Origin of the sequence: Microbacterium sp. NPDC058342 (assembly GCF_042723935.1) — a bacterium.
Lineage (GTDB): Bacteria > Actinomycetota > Actinomycetes > Actinomycetales > Microbacteriaceae > Microbacterium.
In genome coordinates this window covers 1,846,620-1,861,809 of the sequence record NZ_JBHXID010000001.1, presented here as the reverse complement: position 1 = coordinate 1,861,809, position 15,190 = coordinate 1,846,620, and the positions used below count along the sequence as shown (strand labels likewise).

15 protein-coding genes are annotated in these 15,190 nt (G+C 69.2%); 12 read left to right on the top strand and 3 right to left on the bottom strand.

Going from position 1 to position 15,190, the window contains the following annotated elements; translation table 11 throughout:
• The first annotated feature begins 67 nt into the window (after nucleotides 1-67).
• The 6 genes from ACFWHT_RS08695 to leuA all read left to right on the top strand — a co-directional run bounded on the left by ACFWHT_RS08695 (nucleotide 68) and on the right by leuA (nucleotide 6,620).
• Nucleotides 68-1,093 carry a PhoH family protein gene (locus ACFWHT_RS08695; protein WP_378827959.1) on the top strand — a complete coding sequence of 342 codons (1,026 nt, stop codon included), beginning with the start codon at nucleotides 68-70 and terminating at the stop codon, nucleotides 1,091-1,093.
• Nucleotides 1,090-1,548: an rRNA maturation RNase YbeY gene (gene ybeY / locus ACFWHT_RS08690; protein WP_378827377.1), complete on the top strand. Its 459-nt coding sequence runs from the start codon at nucleotides 1,090-1,092 to the stop codon at nucleotides 1,546-1,548. Before ACFWHT_RS08695 ends, ybeY begins: the two co-directional genes overlap by 4 nt.
• Nucleotides 1,545-2,840, top strand: coding sequence for a hemolysin family protein (locus tag ACFWHT_RS08685; RefSeq protein ID WP_378827375.1), 1,296 nt, complete (start codon nucleotides 1,545-1,547; stop codon nucleotides 2,838-2,840). Before ybeY ends, ACFWHT_RS08685 begins: the two co-directional genes overlap by 4 nt.
• Nucleotides 2,833-3,741 (top strand): GTPase Era, encoded by a 909-nt coding sequence (gene era, locus ACFWHT_RS08680; protein ID WP_378827373.1) that lies wholly within the window; start codon nucleotides 2,833-2,835, stop codon nucleotides 3,739-3,741. The genes ACFWHT_RS08685 and era overlap by 8 nt, the downstream gene beginning before the upstream one ends.
• A gap of 1 nt (nucleotide 3,742) precedes the next feature.
• The gene (locus ACFWHT_RS08675; protein WP_378827371.1) at nucleotides 3,743-4,690 is read left to right on the top strand and encodes an NADP-dependent oxidoreductase; all 948 of its coding nucleotides are present in this window, start codon (nucleotides 3,743-3,745) and stop codon (nucleotides 4,688-4,690) included.
• Between the two features lie 175 nt (nucleotides 4,691-4,865).
• Nucleotides 4,866-6,620 (top strand): 2-isopropylmalate synthase, encoded by a 1,755-nt coding sequence (leuA, locus tag ACFWHT_RS08670; protein ID WP_378827369.1) that lies wholly within the window; start codon nucleotides 4,866-4,868, stop codon nucleotides 6,618-6,620.
• Between the two features lie 19 nt (nucleotides 6,621-6,639).
• Here the strand turns inward: leuA and ACFWHT_RS08665 are convergent, their stop codons facing one another.
• The gene (locus ACFWHT_RS08665; RefSeq protein ID WP_378827367.1) at nucleotides 6,640-7,326 is read right to left on the bottom strand and encodes a trimeric intracellular cation channel family protein; all 687 of its coding nucleotides are present in this window, start codon (nucleotides 7,324-7,326) and stop codon (nucleotides 6,640-6,642) included.
• 36 nt (nucleotides 7,327-7,362) lie between these two features.
• Between ACFWHT_RS08665 and recO the strand changes: the two genes are divergently transcribed.
• Entirely contained in the window at nucleotides 7,363-8,106 is a 744-nt protein-coding gene (gene recO / locus ACFWHT_RS08660; protein WP_378827364.1) for a DNA repair protein RecO, read from the top strand.
• Nucleotides 8,103-8,906: an isoprenyl transferase gene (locus tag ACFWHT_RS08655; RefSeq protein WP_378827362.1), complete on the top strand. Its 804-nt coding sequence runs from the start codon at nucleotides 8,103-8,105 to the stop codon at nucleotides 8,904-8,906. Before recO ends, ACFWHT_RS08655 begins: the two co-directional genes overlap by 4 nt.
• A 24-nt stretch (nucleotides 8,907-8,930) precedes the next feature.
• Here the strand turns inward: ACFWHT_RS08655 and ACFWHT_RS08650 are convergent, their stop codons facing one another.
• Nucleotides 8,931-9,488 carry an AAA family ATPase gene (locus ACFWHT_RS08650; RefSeq protein ID WP_378827360.1) on the bottom strand — a complete coding sequence of 186 codons (558 nt, stop codon included), beginning with the start codon at nucleotides 9,486-9,488 and terminating at the stop codon, nucleotides 8,931-8,933.
• Between the two features lie 53 nt (nucleotides 9,489-9,541).
• Between ACFWHT_RS08650 and ACFWHT_RS08645 the strand changes: the two genes are divergently transcribed.
• A complete protein-coding gene (locus tag ACFWHT_RS08645; RefSeq protein WP_378827358.1) occupies nucleotides 9,542-10,210 on the top strand; it encodes a DsbA family protein in 669 nt (222 codons plus the stop codon).
• Between the two features lie 2 nt (nucleotides 10,211-10,212).
• On the opposite strand, the gene ACFWHT_RS08640 is transcribed toward ACFWHT_RS08645, so the two are convergent.
• Nucleotides 10,213-10,716 carry a glutathione peroxidase gene (locus ACFWHT_RS08640; protein ID WP_378827356.1) on the bottom strand — a complete coding sequence of 168 codons (504 nt, stop codon included), beginning with the start codon at nucleotides 10,714-10,716 and terminating at the stop codon, nucleotides 10,213-10,215.
• Nucleotides 10,717-10,777: 61 nt separating this feature from the next.
• On the opposite strand from ACFWHT_RS08640, the gene dusB reads away from it, so the two are divergent.
• The 3 genes from dusB to dnaG are packed head-to-tail and all read left to right on the top strand — an operon-like array spanning nucleotide 10,778 to nucleotide 15,166.
• The gene (gene dusB, locus ACFWHT_RS08635; protein ID WP_378827354.1) at nucleotides 10,778-11,956 is read left to right on the top strand and encodes a tRNA dihydrouridine synthase DusB; all 1,179 of its coding nucleotides are present in this window, start codon (nucleotides 10,778-10,780) and stop codon (nucleotides 11,954-11,956) included.
• Nucleotides 11,946-13,310: a deoxyguanosinetriphosphate triphosphohydrolase gene (locus ACFWHT_RS08630; RefSeq protein WP_378827352.1), complete on the top strand. Its 1,365-nt coding sequence runs from the start codon at nucleotides 11,946-11,948 to the stop codon at nucleotides 13,308-13,310. The genes dusB and ACFWHT_RS08630 overlap by 11 nt, the downstream gene beginning before the upstream one ends.
• Nucleotides 13,310-15,166: a DNA primase gene (gene dnaG / locus ACFWHT_RS08625; RefSeq protein WP_378827349.1), complete on the top strand. Its 1,857-nt coding sequence runs from the start codon at nucleotides 13,310-13,312 to the stop codon at nucleotides 15,164-15,166. Before ACFWHT_RS08630 ends, dnaG begins: the two co-directional genes overlap by 1 nt.
• Nucleotides 15,167-15,190: the final 24 nt, after the last annotated feature.

Below are 15,190 nucleotides of genomic sequence, written 5' to 3'. Positions count from 1 at the left end.
CGGCGGCGGCCCGCAGTTCCCCGCGCAGCCCGAGCGCACCGAGCGCATCTACGCCGACGGGGTCGCCATGGTGCAGCTGCTCGGTCCGCAGGACCGGCTGCTGCGGATGCTCGAGAAGCAGCATCCGCGCGTGCAGGTGCTGGTTCGCGGCAATGAGATCAACCTCGGAGGGTCGGATGCGGACGTCGCCGCGGCGAAGCGTCTCGTCGAAGAGCTGCTGGAGATGACCCGATCCGGGCACGATCTGGTGCCCAGCGACGTGGAGAACTCTGCGCGCATGCTCCGGCGTGACGACGGCCCCCGCCCGAGCGAGGTGCTCGGCGAGGCGATCCTGTCCACGCGCGGCCGGGTCATCCGCCCCAAGACGCTCGGGCAGAAGGAGTACGTCGACGCGATCGAGGAGAACACGATCGTGTTCGGCATCGGTCCCGCCGGCACCGGCAAGACGTACCTCGCCATGGCGAAGGCCGTGCAGGCGCTGCAGCGCAAGGAGGTGCAGCGCATCATCCTCACACGGCCCGCGGTCGAAGCGGGGGAGCGGCTCGGATTCCTGCCCGGGTCCCTGACCGACAAGATCGACCCGTACCTGCGCCCTCTCTACGACGCGCTGAACGAGATGATGGACCCGGAGATCGTGCCGCGGCTCATGGCGACGGGCACCATCGAGGTCGCACCGCTCGCCTACATGCGCGGGCGCACCCTGAACGACTCCTTCGTCGTGCTCGACGAGGCGCAGAACACGACGCCCGAGCAGATGAAGATGTTCCTGACGCGCCTCGGCTTCGGGACGAAGATGGTCGTCACCGGCGACATCACGCAGGTCGACCTGCCTCAGGGCGCGTCGGGCCTGCGGCTGGTCACCCGCGTGCTCGGGGACATCGACGACATCCACTTCTCGCGCCTCACCAGCGATGACGTCGTGCGCCACTCGCTGGTGGGACGCATCGTCGACGCGTACAGCGAGTACGACGAGCGACGCACCGCGGCACGGGTGGAGCGCGAGCAGGCGCACGAGTTCGCGAACCGCGCCGATCGGCGCGCGGGCATGCGACCGAACCTCCGAGACCGCAAGCCGAAACGGGGCCTGGAATGATCGAGATCAACAACGAGTCGGCGATCGAGGTCGACGAGACCGTCCTGCAGCGGCTCACCGCGTTCAACCTCGCGCAGCTGCACGTCAGTCCGGATGCCGAGGTCGCGATCGTCCTCGTCGACGAAGGCGCGATGGAATCGCTGCATGTGCAGTGGATGGATGAGCCCGGTCCCACCGACGTGCTGAGCTTTCCGATGGACGAGCTGCGCCCCGGCACTCCCGATCGCCCGACTGCACCCGGCCTGCTCGGCGACATCGTGCTGTGCCCGCAGGTGGCCGAGGCCCAGGCCCAGGCGGCCGGGCACACCCTTGTGGACGAGCTGATCCTGCTCACCACGCACGGACTGCTGCACCTGCTGGGCTTCGACCACGCCGAACCCGACGAGGAGCGTGAGATGTTCGGGCTGCAGAAGTCTCTGATTCAGGGATTCGCGCGCACCGAACGCCGCCGATGACGCCGGCCGTCCTTCTCGCGGCGGCCGTGCTGCTCGTCGCCTTCGGCGGCCTGATGGCGGCGGTGGACGCCGCGTTCTCGGTGACCTCGAGCAGCGATCTCGAGGAGCTGGCGGAGAGCGGCGGAGGGTCTGCGTCGCTGCGCGCCATCGCCGCCGATCCCGATGCGCACGTCAACTCGGTCGCCTTCATGCGCGTCCTCTCCGAGACCACGGCCGCCGTGCTGGTGACCGTCGCACTGGACTCTCTGCTGCCGAGCATCTGGTGGGCGATGCTCGCCGCGGCCCTGCTGATGACCGGCATCACGTTCGTGCTGGTGGGTGCGAGTCCCCGCTCGTTCGGACGGCTGCACGCGGCCGGCATGCTGCGGGTGTGGTCGCCGACCGTGCGCACCGTGCGCATTCTGCTGGGGCCGCTCGCCCAGGCGCTCGTGCGCGTCGGCCGCCGGGTCACGCCCAGGGCAGGCCGCAGCAGCTTCGCGTCGGAGGAGCAGCTGCTGAGCATGGTCGACGAGGCCGCCTCCAACGCCCTCATCGAGGAGGACGATCGCGACCTGATCCACTCCGTCTTCGACTTCACCGACCAGTTCGTCCGCGCCGTCATGGTGCCGCGCACCGAGATGCTCACCGTCGACGCCATGGCGACGACCACCGAGGCCATGGGCCTGTTCCTGCGCAGCGGGGTCTCGCGCATGCCGGTCGTCGACGACGACGCGGACGATGTGGTGGGCGTGCTGTATCTCAAGGACCTCGTGCAGTTCGCGTATCGCGACGAGAGCGCCTGGCGCGGCGCGCCGGTGCGGCCGATGGCGCGTGCCGCGGTGTTCGTGCCGGAGTCGATGCGCGCCGAGACCCTGCTGCAGCAGATGAAGCGCGACGCCGTGCACGTGTGCATCGTGGTCGACGAGCACGGCGGCATCTCCGGTCTGGTCACCCTCGAGGACCTGATCGAGGAACTCGTCGGCGAGATCGCGGACGAATACGATCGCGGCCCCGCCGAGGTGGTCGAACTGGGCGATGGACGGTACCGGGTGAACTCGCGGCTGCCGCTGGAGGATGTCGGCGATCTGTTCGGGCTGGAGCTGGAAGACGAGGACGTCGACTCCATCGGAGGCCTGCTCGGAAAAGCGCTGGGGCAGATCCCGCAGCCCGGCGCGACGACACGGGTGTCCGGACTGGTGCTGACCGGCGGCGCGTCGCGCGGCCGCGGGCGCGGCATCGCCACGGTGTTCGTGGAGCGGGCGCCCGGGGAGATCGGAGATGCGGATCGCGATGGAGGACACCGAGATGACTGAGGAACGCGACGAGAGCACGCGAAGCGGGTTCGTGACGTTCGTGGGACGGCCGAACGTCGGCAAGTCCACCCTGACAAACGCCCTCGTCGGCGAGAAGATCGCGATCACGAGCGAGAAGCCGCAGACGACCAGGCGGGCGATCCGCGGCATCCTCAACCGCCCGGACGGACAGCTGGTGATCGTCGACACGCCCGGAATACACAAGCCGCGCACGCTGCTCGGCGAGCGGCTGAACGACCTGGTCGAGCAGGTGCTCGGCGACGTCGACGTGATCGGGTTCTGCGTGCCCGCCGCCGAGAAGGTGGGGCCGGGAGATCGCAGGATCGCGGCATCCCTGGACGGCTATCCGCGGGCGAAGAAGGTGGCGATCGTCACCAAGACGGATGCTGCGGAGAAGGACGAGATCGTCGAGCGGCTGATGGAGGTCGACTCGCTGCGGGAGGACTGGGCCGCGGTGATCCCGCTCTCGGCGCTCACCCGAGAGCAGCTGGACGTGCTGGCGGACGAGATGCTGCAGCTCATGCCGAAGGGCCCACGGCTGTACGAGGACGGCGTCGTGACCGACGAATCGGACGAGGACCGCATCGCGGAGATCATCCGGGAGGCGGCGCTGGAGGGAGTGCGGGACGAGCTGCCGCACTCGATCGCCGTCGTCGTCGACGATGTCGAGCCGCGGGAGAACGGTGACCTCACCGACGTGTACGCCTCGATCGTCGTCGAGCGCGACAGCCAGAAGGCGATCATCATCGGGCGCAAGGGCTCCCGCCTCCGCGACGTCGGCGCGGCCGCGCGCGAGGGGATCGAACAGCTCCTCGGCACCCGCGTGTTCCTGAAGCTGCACGTCAAGGTGGCCAAGGAGTGGCAGCGCGATCCCAAGCAGCTCGGCCGACTCGGTTTCTGAGATGGGCGCCCGCTGGATCGCGCCGACGTGGGGGAGCCCCGCCACGTGGAGGCTGGTCGATGACGAGCCCAGGACGCCCGGCCCGGGCGAGGTGACCATCCGCGTGCGCGCTGCCGGCGTGAATCCGGCGGATGCCAAGCACGTCGCAGCCCCGCGGGCGGGCCTCGAATGGCCCGTGGCGATCGGCTACGAGGTGTCGGGGGAGATCTCCGCGATCGGGCCCGGCACTCGGATCGTGACCGGCGCCGCCTCCGTGGGCGATGAGGTCATCGCCTTCCGGGTGCGCGGTGGATACGCCACGGAGATCACGGTCCCGGCGCAGAAGGTGCTGCGCAAACCCGCGGCACTGACCCATCCCGAAGCGGCGAACCTCCTGCTCGCCGGTACCACGGCGGCGGAGATGCTCGAGGTGGTCGGCGCCGCTCCCGGGGAGACTCTGCTGCTGCACGGCGCGTCCGGTGCGGTGGGCGTGAGCGTCCTGCAGCAGGCGGCCGTGCGCGGCATCCGCGTGATCGGCACGGCGAGCCCCGCGCGCCATGCCGACATCCGCCGGTTCGGGGGCATCCCGGTCGTCTACGGCAACGGACTGGCTGAACGCGTGGAGCATGCACTCGGCGAGCACTCCGCCGGGCGGATCGCCGCGGCACTGGACGCCGCAGGCACGGACGAGGCCGTCGAGACGTCGCTGGCACTCGTCGCCGATCGGGATCGCATCGTGACCATCGTCGACCCCGGGTCGGCGGCGGCGCGCGGGTTCCGTGGCATCGCCGGCTCGATGCCTGCGAGCGCGCGCTTCCGCGACGAGGTGCGCGAGCATCTGGTCGAACTCGCCGAGAAGGGGCTCCTCGTCGTGCCGATGGCCGGGGAATTCCCCTTGGAGCGGGCGCCGGAGGCGCTCGATCTTCTGGCATCCGGGCATCCTGGGGGAAAGCTCGCGCTGATCCCCTGACAGCGCTCGCGTCGCGGTGATGAGCACAGTGCCAAGTGTGGTGCTAGCATCGAGGCATGCCTCTGGGCGGTCTGCTTCTTCTTAGCTGCCGCGACGAGTCCTGATCATCGGGCCTCTCTCGTCGCGGCGCTTGTGTTGGCCTGAACACGTTTTCTGACAGAGAAGCAGCCCCACCATGAAGAACAACCAGAAGCCCTCGTCGATGCCGGTCCACAAGTACCGGCCGTTCCACGAACAGATCCGCATCGACCTGCCCGATCGCACCTGGCCCTCCAACCGGATCACCGAGGCGCCCCGCTGGTGCGCTGTCGACCTGCGCGACGGGAACCAGGCCCTCATCGATCCGATGTCCCCCGAGCGCAAGCGCGTGATGTTCGAACTGCTCGTGAGCATGGGCTACAAGGAGATCGAGGTCGGCTTCCCCTCTGCGAGCCAGACCGACTTCGACTTCGTGCGCCAGCTGATCGAGGAGAACCTGATCCCCGACGACGTCACGATCCAGGTGCTGACCCAGTGCCGGGAGCACCTGATCGAGCGCACCTACGAGGCCATCGCCGGTGCGAAGCAGGCCATCGTGCACTTCTACAACTCCACCAGCGTGCTGCAGCGCGACGTGGTGTTCCGCTCCGACCGCGAGGGCGTCAAGCAGATCGCTCTCGAGGGCGCGCGCATGTGCCGCAGGTTCGAGAGCCGCATCCCCGACACGCAGGTGTACTACGAGTACTCCCCGGAGAGCTACACGGGCACTGAGCTGGAGTACGCCGTCGAGGTCTGCAACGAGGTCCTGGAGATCCTCGAGCCCACCGCCGACCGCAAGGTGATCATCAACCTTCCCGCGACGGTGGAGATGGCCAGCCCCAACGTGTACGCCGACTCGATCGAGTGGATGAACCGTCACCTGGCGCACCGTGAGAACGTCATCCTGTCACTGCACCCGCACAACGATCGCGGCACCGCGATCGCCGCGGCGGAGCTCGGCTACATGGCCGGCGCCGACAGGATCGAGGGCTGCCTGTTCGGCAACGGCGAGCGCACCGGCAACGTCGACCTGATCGCCCTGGGCATCAACCTGTTCACGCAGGGCATCGATCCGCAGATCGACTTCAGCGACATCGACCAGGTCAAGCGCACCGTGGAGTACTGCAACCAGCTGCCGGTTCCCGAGCGCAGTCCCTGGGCCGGTGACCTGGTGTTCACGGCGTTCAGCGGCTCGCACCAGGACGCGATCAAGAAGGGCTTCGAGGCGATGGCCGCGAAGGCCGAGGCCGAGGGCGTCACGGTCGACGAGATCGACTGGGCCGTGCCCTACCTGCCGGTCGACCCGAAGGACCTGGGACGATCGTACGAGGCGGTCATCCGCGTGAACTCCCAGTCCGGCAAGGGCGGCGTCGCCTACCTGCTGAAGACCGACCACGCGCTCGACCTGCCGCGCAAGCTGCAGATCGAGTTCTCGGGGGTCGTTCAGGCGAAGACGGATGCCGAGGGCGGCGAGGTGACCAGCGACCAGATCTGGTCCATCTTCACCGACGAGTACCTGCCCGCCGACGAGGACGCCGCCAAGTGGGGGCGCTTCGAACTACTGGGAACGCAGACCCGCAGCGACATGACCGGCGAGGTATCGCTGGATGTGCTGTTGCGCGACGGTGAGGAGCGGGTCGCCACGTCAGGCGGCGGCAACGGGCCCATCGCCGCCTTCATCGAGATCCTGCGCTCGCGCGGTTTCGACATCTCGCTCTACGACTACGTCGAGCACACCCTGTCCACCGGCGGCGACGCCCAAGCCGCCGCCTATGTGGAGCTGCAGGTCGACGACCAGCGGCTGTGGGGCGTCGGCGTCGACGGTGACATCTCGACCGCGTCGCTGAAGGCGATCGTCTCGTGCGTCAACCGCTCCATCCGCACACGGGAGTCCCAGCTCGTCGTCGCGTGAGCCTGCGGGAGGATCCCGGTCAGGGCTTGATGATCGGGATCATCCCCGTCTCGGTGGCGACCTTGCGCCGGTACAGGCGGCGCTGCTCGGGGAGCGAGACGTCGAAGATCACGGCGAGCACGCGGATGACCGCCGTGACAGCGATGCCGACCACCGCGGCGACGGTGATGCTGACGTCGAAGGCGTGCAGCACGACCACGGTCGTGCAGCCCACTCCCGCCGCGACGGCATAGAGCGAGCCGACGTGCATGATGGCGACGGGAAGCCCCATGAGCATGTCGCGGAGGGCGCCGCCTCCGACGGCGGCGCAGACGCCGATGAACACGGCGGGCACCGGCGGGATGCCGAAGGCGACGGCCTTGCTGACGCCGAACGCGCCGAACATGCCGATGACGATCGCATCGAGCACGACGATGACCGTGTTGAGCCGGTTGAAGACCCCGGCCAGCAGCATCCCGATCAGAGCGGCGCCGGTGGCGGTGATCAGGTACCAGTCGCTCTGCAGCGTGGCCGGCGGCTGCCCGATGAGCAGGTCGCGGATGAGACCGCCGCCCATCCCGATCATGATGCCGATGATCGCGACGCCCAGCCAGTCGAGCCGGCGCTGGCCCTGGAATCCGGAGGCGAACATCGCTCCCTGGATGCCGCCGAGTCCGACGCCGAGCAGATCCGCCCAGAGCGGGATGGTGAAGAGCGGTTCGGTCACCCGTCCATTCTCTCGTGCGCGGGGGATAATCGTGGAGTGCCCACCTACCGAGACGAAGCAGTGATCCTGCGCACCCACAAGCTGGGTGAGGCGGATCGCATCGTCACGATGCTGTCGCGGCGCAACGGCAAGATCCGCGCGGTCGCAAAGGGCGTCCGGCGCACGTCGTCGAAGTTCGGCTCCCGGCTGGAGCCGTTCATGGTCGCCGACGTGCAGCTCTACCGGGGACGCTCACTCGACATCGTGCAGCAGGCCGAATCCCTGGGCGCCTACGGCGCCGACATCGCGGTCGACTACGAGCGCTTCACCGCCGCCAGTGCGATGGTCGAGACGGCGGACCGGCTGAACGAGGCCGAAGCGACCGTGGAGCAGTACCTGCTGCTGGTGGGCGGGCTGCGCTCGCTCTCGCGCGGGGAGCATGCCGCTCGCAGCATCCTGGACTCGTACCTGCTGCGCGTGATGGCACTCTCGGGCTGGGCGCCCGCTCTGGAGGACTGCGCCCGCTGCGGTGCCCCCGGACCGCACGTGAACTTCGCCCCGCAACTGGGCGGCACGGTCTGCGGACAGTGCGCGCCTGCGGGCACACCGCGCCTCTCGGCTTCGACGCTCGGGCTGCTGAGGGCGCTGATGGGCGGGGACTGGGATACGGTGGACGCCGCACCGCCCGCCGATCTCGCCGCCGCCTCGGGTACCGTCGCCGCCTATGCGCAGTGGCATCTCGAGCGGGGCATCCGCTCTCTCGAGCACGTGAGCGCCGTTCGAGGACAGGGAGCACGGTGACCCCGAAGCCATACACGCACAAGGATGCGGTGCCGTTCCGGCCACTGGACTGGACAGGCGTGCGCCCACCGGCGTTCCCCGCCGTTCCCGGTCACGTCGCCATCGTCATGGACGGCAACGGCCGGTGGGCGAACCGACGCGGGCTCAACCGCATCGAGGGGCACAAGGCGGGCGAGGAGGTGCTTCTCGACGTGGTCGCCGGCGCGATCCAGGCGGGGGTGAAGCATCTTTCGGTGTACGCCTTCTCGACGGAGAACTGGGCGCGCTCGCCCGAAGAGGTGCGCTTTCTGATGGGTTACAACCGCGATGTGCTGCACCGTCGCCGCGATCAGCTCAACGAGTGGGGCGTCCGGGTGCGCTGGGCCGGCCGCAGGCCGCGCCTGTGGGGCTCGGTCATCAAGGAACTGCAGTTCGCGGAGCAGCTCACTCGCGACAACGACGTGCTCACGCTCACGATGTGCGTGAACTACGGTGGGCGCGTCGAGCTGGTGGATGCCATGCGTGCCATGGCAGAGGATGTGAAAGCCGGCAGGCTCAAGCCGAGCGCGATCACCGAGAAGCAGATCCGGCGGCACCTCTACGTGCCTGACATGCCCGATGTGGATCTGTTCCTGCGCAGCTCGGGGGAGCAGCGCACCTCGAACTTCCTGCTCTGGCAGTCGGCGTATGCGGAGATGGTCTTCCTGGACACGCTGTGGCCCGACTTCTCCCGCGAGGAGCTGTGGCGCGCCATCGGGATCTACCTGTCGCGCGATCGTCGCTTCGGTGGCGCGGTGGACGCGCCCGACGCGAGCGCCTAGCCTGCGCCCAGAAGGAGACTGCCCTCAGAGCACGGACACCGCACTCAGCCATCGGTCCGCCGCACGGGGGTGCCCGAAGCGGATCACCTCCAGATGCGGATACTGCTCGCGCAGCGCCGGCATCCGCTCGGACCAGTGACGGAGCGTCCTCGTCTGCCAGGCGAGGATGTTCCGATGGGGGTCGGGGTGGAACATGTTCGTCAGCCCGCGTTCGCGATTGCCGTTCCACAGCTCGGTGCGCAGCACCGCACGCCCGAACGTGCGCCTGATCAGCCGGGACCGCACGACGCGATACGGGTAGTCCAGCCACACGACCAGCTCGGCGCGCGGGGCGAGGATCTCGCTCGTCCCGCGGCTGGTGTACTGCCACTCCGTGACCCAGCGCTCCTCGGCGGCGAACGCCGTCACGTCGTCGAGAAAGCTCTCTCGCGGCGTCCAGTCGGGGCCGTGGAACAGGGCGTCGATCTCGACGTGGCGCAGATCCCATGCGGATGCCAGGCGCCGCGCGAACGTCGTCTTGCCCGAGCCCGTCACGCCGGCGATCAGCACGCGCGGGACAGGCGGATGCGGGTGCGGGAGCATCCGTGGATGCTACCAGCGGAATACGTCCGCGCTCCCGCGGGTTGTCCTGCTGTGTGAGCGAACCCATCTCCATCGACATCTGGTCCGACATCGCCTGCCCCTGGTGCTACATCGGCAAGCGCAACCTCGAGAAGGGACTCGCGGCCACCGCCGCTGACGACGATGCGCCACAGGTCAGCGTCACGTTCCACTCTTTCGAGCTCTCGCCCGACACTCCGGTCGACTTCGACGGTGACGAGATCGACTTCCTCGCCGGCCACAAAGGCGTGCCGCGCGAGCAGGTCGAGCAGATGCTGTCGAACGTCACGAACGCGGCGGCGGGCGCCGGACTGGAGTACCGCTTCGACCTGCTCCAGCACACCAACACCGTCAAAGCCCACGAGCTGCTGCACTTCGCAAAGGCTCAGGGACGCCAGCATGAGATGGCGGAGCGGCTCATGTCGGCCTACTTCACCGAAGGCGCGCACGTGGGACGCGTCGACGATCTCGTCGTCCTCGCCGAGGAGATCGGGCTCGACGGGGGCGCCGCGCGCGCCGCGCTCGAATCGGGCTCGTACCTGGATGCCGTGCGCGCCGACCAGGCGCAGGCACGCACCTATGGCATCAACGGCGTGCCGTTCTTCGTGATCGACGGCAGGTACGGCGTGAGCGGCGCGCAGCCGCCGGAGGCGTTCGAGAACGTGATCCGCGACGTGTGGGCGGAGAAGCGGACGCCCGCCTGAGCTCAGCGGCCGGCGGCGGTCAGCGCCTCCTCGATCGCCGAGACGATCTCGGGAGCATCCGGACGCTGCTTGGGGCGGAAGCGCTGAACCGAGCCGTCGGCCGACACGAGGAACTTCTCGAAGTTCCACTCCACGCGGCCGGCCTTGCCCGAGGCATCCGTCGTGCGCTTCAGCGCCTTGTACAGCTCGTGCGCGTTGCGGCCGTTCACCTTGAGCTTGTCGTTCACGGGAAAGCTCACGCCGTAGGTCGTCGAGCAGAACTCGAGGATCTCATCCATCGACCCCGGCTCCTGGCCGAGGAACTGGTTGCACGGGAACCCGATCACACTGAATCCGCGCTCACCGTATTCGCGCTGCAGCTGCTCGAGCTGCTCGTACTGCGGGGTGAGCCCGCAGCGCGAGGCCACGTTCACGACGAGCACGACGTCAGAACCGTACTCGTCGAGCGTCCGCTCCGTTCCTGTCGCATCGGAGAAGGGGATCCGCCTGATCGTCGTGTCGGTCATACTCCACAGCATAATTCCGCCTGACCCGCGCTCGGCCGCCGTCTGGGAGAATGGGAGGGACATGACTCTCGCCACCGCAAACGCCCCGGCCACCCGCCGCGCTCCCGCCCTGCGTATCGGACCGATCGATCTCGACGTCCCGGTCGTCCTCGCGCCGATGGCGGGCATCACGAACACCGCCTTCCGGCGCCTGTGCCGCGAATACGGCGCAGGCCTGTACGTCAGTGAGATGATCACCTCTCGCGCGCTGGTGGAGCGCAACGCCATCACCATGCGGCTCATCCAGCATCACGAGAGCGAGACGCCGCGTTCCATCCAGCTCTACGGCGTCGACCCGGCGACCATCGCGGAGGCGGTGCGAATCATCGTCGCGGAGGATCGCGCCGATCACATCGACCTGAACTTCGGATGCCCGGTCCCCAAGGTCACGCGCAAGGGCGGCGGAGCCGCGCTCCCGTGGAAGATCGGCCTGTTCGCGGACATCGTCGACCGGGCTGTGACGGCCGCGGGAGACGTGCCGCTGACCGTCAAGATGCGCAAGGGCATCAACCGCGACCACCTCACCTTCCTCGATGCGGGACGCGCCGCCGAGGACGCCGGGGCGGCTGCCGTCGCCCTGCACGCCCGCACGGCATCGGAGTACTACTCCGGGCACGCGGACTGGAGTGCCATCGGTGAGCTGAAGCAGGCGGTCACGAGCATCCCCGTGCTCGGCAACGGCGACATCTGGTCGGCCGACGACGCCGTGCGGATGATGTCGGAGACGGGCTGCGACGGGGTCGTGGTCGGGCGCGGATGCCTCGGTCGGCCGTGGCTGTTCGGCGAGCTCGCCGATGCGCTCGGGCCGGGGACGGCACGCAGCCCGAAGGTCGACGCCACTCTGCAGTTCGTCGCCCGGGCGTTCCGCCGTCACGCCCAGCTTCTCGTGGAGTTCTTCGAAGACGAGGATCGCGGCTGCAAGGACATCCGCAAGCACGTCGCCTGGTACTTCAAGGGGTACCCCGTGGGCGGCGAGCTGCGTGCCGCGCTCGCGCGGGCATCCAGTCTGCAGGAGATCGATGATCTGCTCGGCACCCTCGGCGACGCCCCCTATCCGGGCATCGGTGCGGAGGGGCAGCGTGGGCGTGCCGGGTCCCCGAAGCGCACGGCGCTGCCGGAGGGCTGGCTCGACTCCCGCGACATCGGTGCGGACACGGGCGACATGATGCGCGGAGCGGAGATCGAGAACAGTGGCGGTTGATCCCGGCTACGGCGAGCCCGACGCGGAACGCTTCTTCTCCGAGACGCACCGTTCCGAGCGCAACGACTTCTCCCGCGACCGCGCCCGCGTGCTGCACTCCGCCGCGCTGCGGCGGCTGGCAGCGAAGACCCAGGTGCTGAGCCCGGCCAGCACGGCGGACTTCGCGCGCAACCGGCTGACCCATTCTCTGGAGGTCGCCCAGGTCGGTCGCGAGCTGGCCAGCGCGCTGGGAGTCTCGGCCGACGTGGTCGACACCGCCTGCCTGAGCCACGATCTCGGGCATCCACCCTTCGGACACAACGGCGAGCGCGCCCTGAACGACTGGGCAGCCGACATCGGCGGGTTCGAGGGGAACGCGCAGTCTCTGCGCATCCTCACCCGACTCGAGGCGAAGGTGCTCGACGACGCCGAGCATTCCGTCGGACTGAACCTGACCCGCGCCAGCCTCGACGCCACCTGCAAGTACCCCTGGACGGTGGACAACCCGCTTCCCGATCCGGGCGGAAGGCTGAAGTTCGGCGTCTACCCGGAGGACGAGCCGGTGTTCCGGTGGATGCGGCAGGGGGCACCCGGCCGCCTGCGCTGCATCGAGGCCGAGATCATGGACCTCTCGGACGACATCGGCTACTCAGTGCACGACTTCGAGGACGCGATCGTCAACGGCTACCTCGACGTCGCCCAGCTCTCGGACCCGGTCGAGCACCACCCGCTCGTCGGCCGGATCCAGCAGTGGGTCGGGTACGACTACACCCGTGAGGAGCTGGCCGACGCCCTGTACCGGCTCACCCGCCAGCCCATGTGGCTGAAGACCTTCGATCGGTCGCGTCGCGATCTGGCGCGGCTGAAGAACCTCACCAGCGACCTGATCGGGCGATTCGCCCGCGCCTCGGTCGCCGCCACGCGCGAGGCTCATCCCGGCCCCTCCCTCGCGCGCTACAGCGGTCATGTCGTCGTGCCGCGCGTCGTCGAGACCGAGATCGCGGTGCTCAAGGGCATCATGGGCCAGGCGATCGTCACGATCGACGCCCGCAAGGGCGTCTACAAGGAGCAGCGCCGAGTGCTCACGCGCCTCGCCGACGCGCTGTGGTCGACGGACGCCCTGTGGTCGGCCGGCGCCGATGTGCTCGAGCCGGCGTTCGCCGCGGACTTCCTCGCCGCGTCCACGGATGCCGAGCGCGCACGCGTCGTCGTCGACCAGGTCGCCAGCCTCACCGATCAGACGGCCGTCGACTGGCACAACCGCCTGGTCGGAGAGATCGACCCGGCCGAAGTCGGCATCTGGACCCCCCGCCACGCCCGCCCCGGCGCCCACCGTCGTCCCGCGACACGGGTCGTCGTCGAAGGGGCCGTCTGATGCCGCGCATCCTGCAGGCCGACGTGGAAGAGGTCAAGTCGCGCACCAACATCGCCGACATCGTCGGCGAGCGCGTGGCGCTGAAGTCCGCCGGCGTCGGCTCCATGAAGGGTCTGTGCCCGTTCCACGACGAGAAGAGCCCCAGCTTCCACGTGCGACCGCAGGTCGGCTTCTACCATTGCTTCGGATGCGGCGCCTCCGGCGATGTGTACTCGTTCCTGCGGGAGATGGATCACGTCAGCTTCACCGAGGCCGTCGAACGCCTCGCGGGCCGCATCGGCTACGCGCTGCACTACGAGGACGGGGGAGCGGCGCCGGAGACGAGCGGCCGCAGTCGCCTGTACGCGGCGAACACGGCGGCCGCGGAGTACTTCCGCGGTCAGCTGCTGAGCGCCGAGGCGGAGAGCGCACGACGGTTCCTCGGCGAGCGGGGCTTCGACGCCGGCGCGGCTGCGCATTTCGGCGTGGGCTACGCGCCGCGCGGCTGGGACAACATGCTCAAGGCGCTGAACGCGCAGGGGTTCACGCGCGACGAGCTGAGCGCCGCGGGCCTGGTGTCGACCGGGCAGCGCGGCGTGTACGACCGGTTCCGTGGCCGTGTGATCTGGCCGATCCGCGACGTCACCGGTCAGACGATCGGCTTCGGTGCGCGGAAGCTCTACGACGACGACCAGGGGCCGAAGTACCTGAACACCCCCGAGACGCCGCTGTACAAGAAGACGCAGGTGCTCTACGGTCTCGATCTCGCCAAGCGTGACATCGCCCGCGGCGACCCGCGTCGCGTGGTCGTGGTGGAGGGCTACACCGACGTCATGGCGTGTCACCTGGCGGGCGTCACCACCGCCATCGCCACCTGCGGCACCGCGTTCGCCGCAGAGCACATCAAAGTGCTGCGGCGCGTGATGGGAGACGACTCCGCGAACGGCGAGGTCGTGTTCACCTTCGACGGCGACGAGGCGGGCCAGAAGGCCGCCCTGCGTGCGTTCTCGGAGGATTCCCGCTTCAACGCGCAGACGTTCGTCGCCGTCGCACCCGACGGGCTCGACCCGTGCGATCTGCGTCTGCAGCGCGGGGATGCCGCGGTGCGCGGCCTGATGGATGCCAAGGTGCCGATGTTCGAGTTCGCCATCGACCGCAGACTCGCCGGCTACGACCTCGCGACGGTGGAGGGGCAGGTGGGCGCGCTTCGTGCCGCCGCTCCGATCGTGGCGGAGATCCGCGACGAGCTGCTGCGTCCGGGCTACGAGCGCGTGCTCGCCCGCCGTCTCGGAATGGATCCCACCGCCGTGCACCAGCAGGTTCAGCGCGTGGCGCGAGGAACGGCGGCCCAAGACCTGCGACCCTCGCGGACTGCGGCGCAGGGCGCGCCGGAGACCGAATCGACCGCGCGGGTGCGTCTGACGGACCTGCCGCGCACGGCGGACGTCGCCATCGAGCGCGACGCCCTGATGGGCGCCCTGCAGTACGGGCACCGCATCGATGCCGCCCTGCTCGAGCGGGCCGTGTCGGAGCAGTTCCGGCATCCGGCGCTGGAAGCGGTGCGGGAGTCGATCGCATCCGCCGGCGACCGCGCCCGTGTCGGGTGGGCCGCTGCGGCCGCGGATGCGGTGCGCGAGCCGTACCGCGCTCTGGCGGGCGAGCTGCTGATGATGCCGTTCCCCGCCCGCGACGAGGAGGGAGCGGTGGCGTCGGCCACGGACCTCTGCCGGCGGCTGATCGTGCGCGGGATCGATCGGGAGAAGAACGAGCTGCTCGGTGCCGTGCAGCGGGTGCCCGCCGACTCGGACGGTGGCCGGGCGCTGCGCATGCGGCTGCGCGATCTCGACGCGGAGCGGATGCGGTTCGTCGAGTCGTGAGCGGGTGAGGGCGCGCACCAGGCA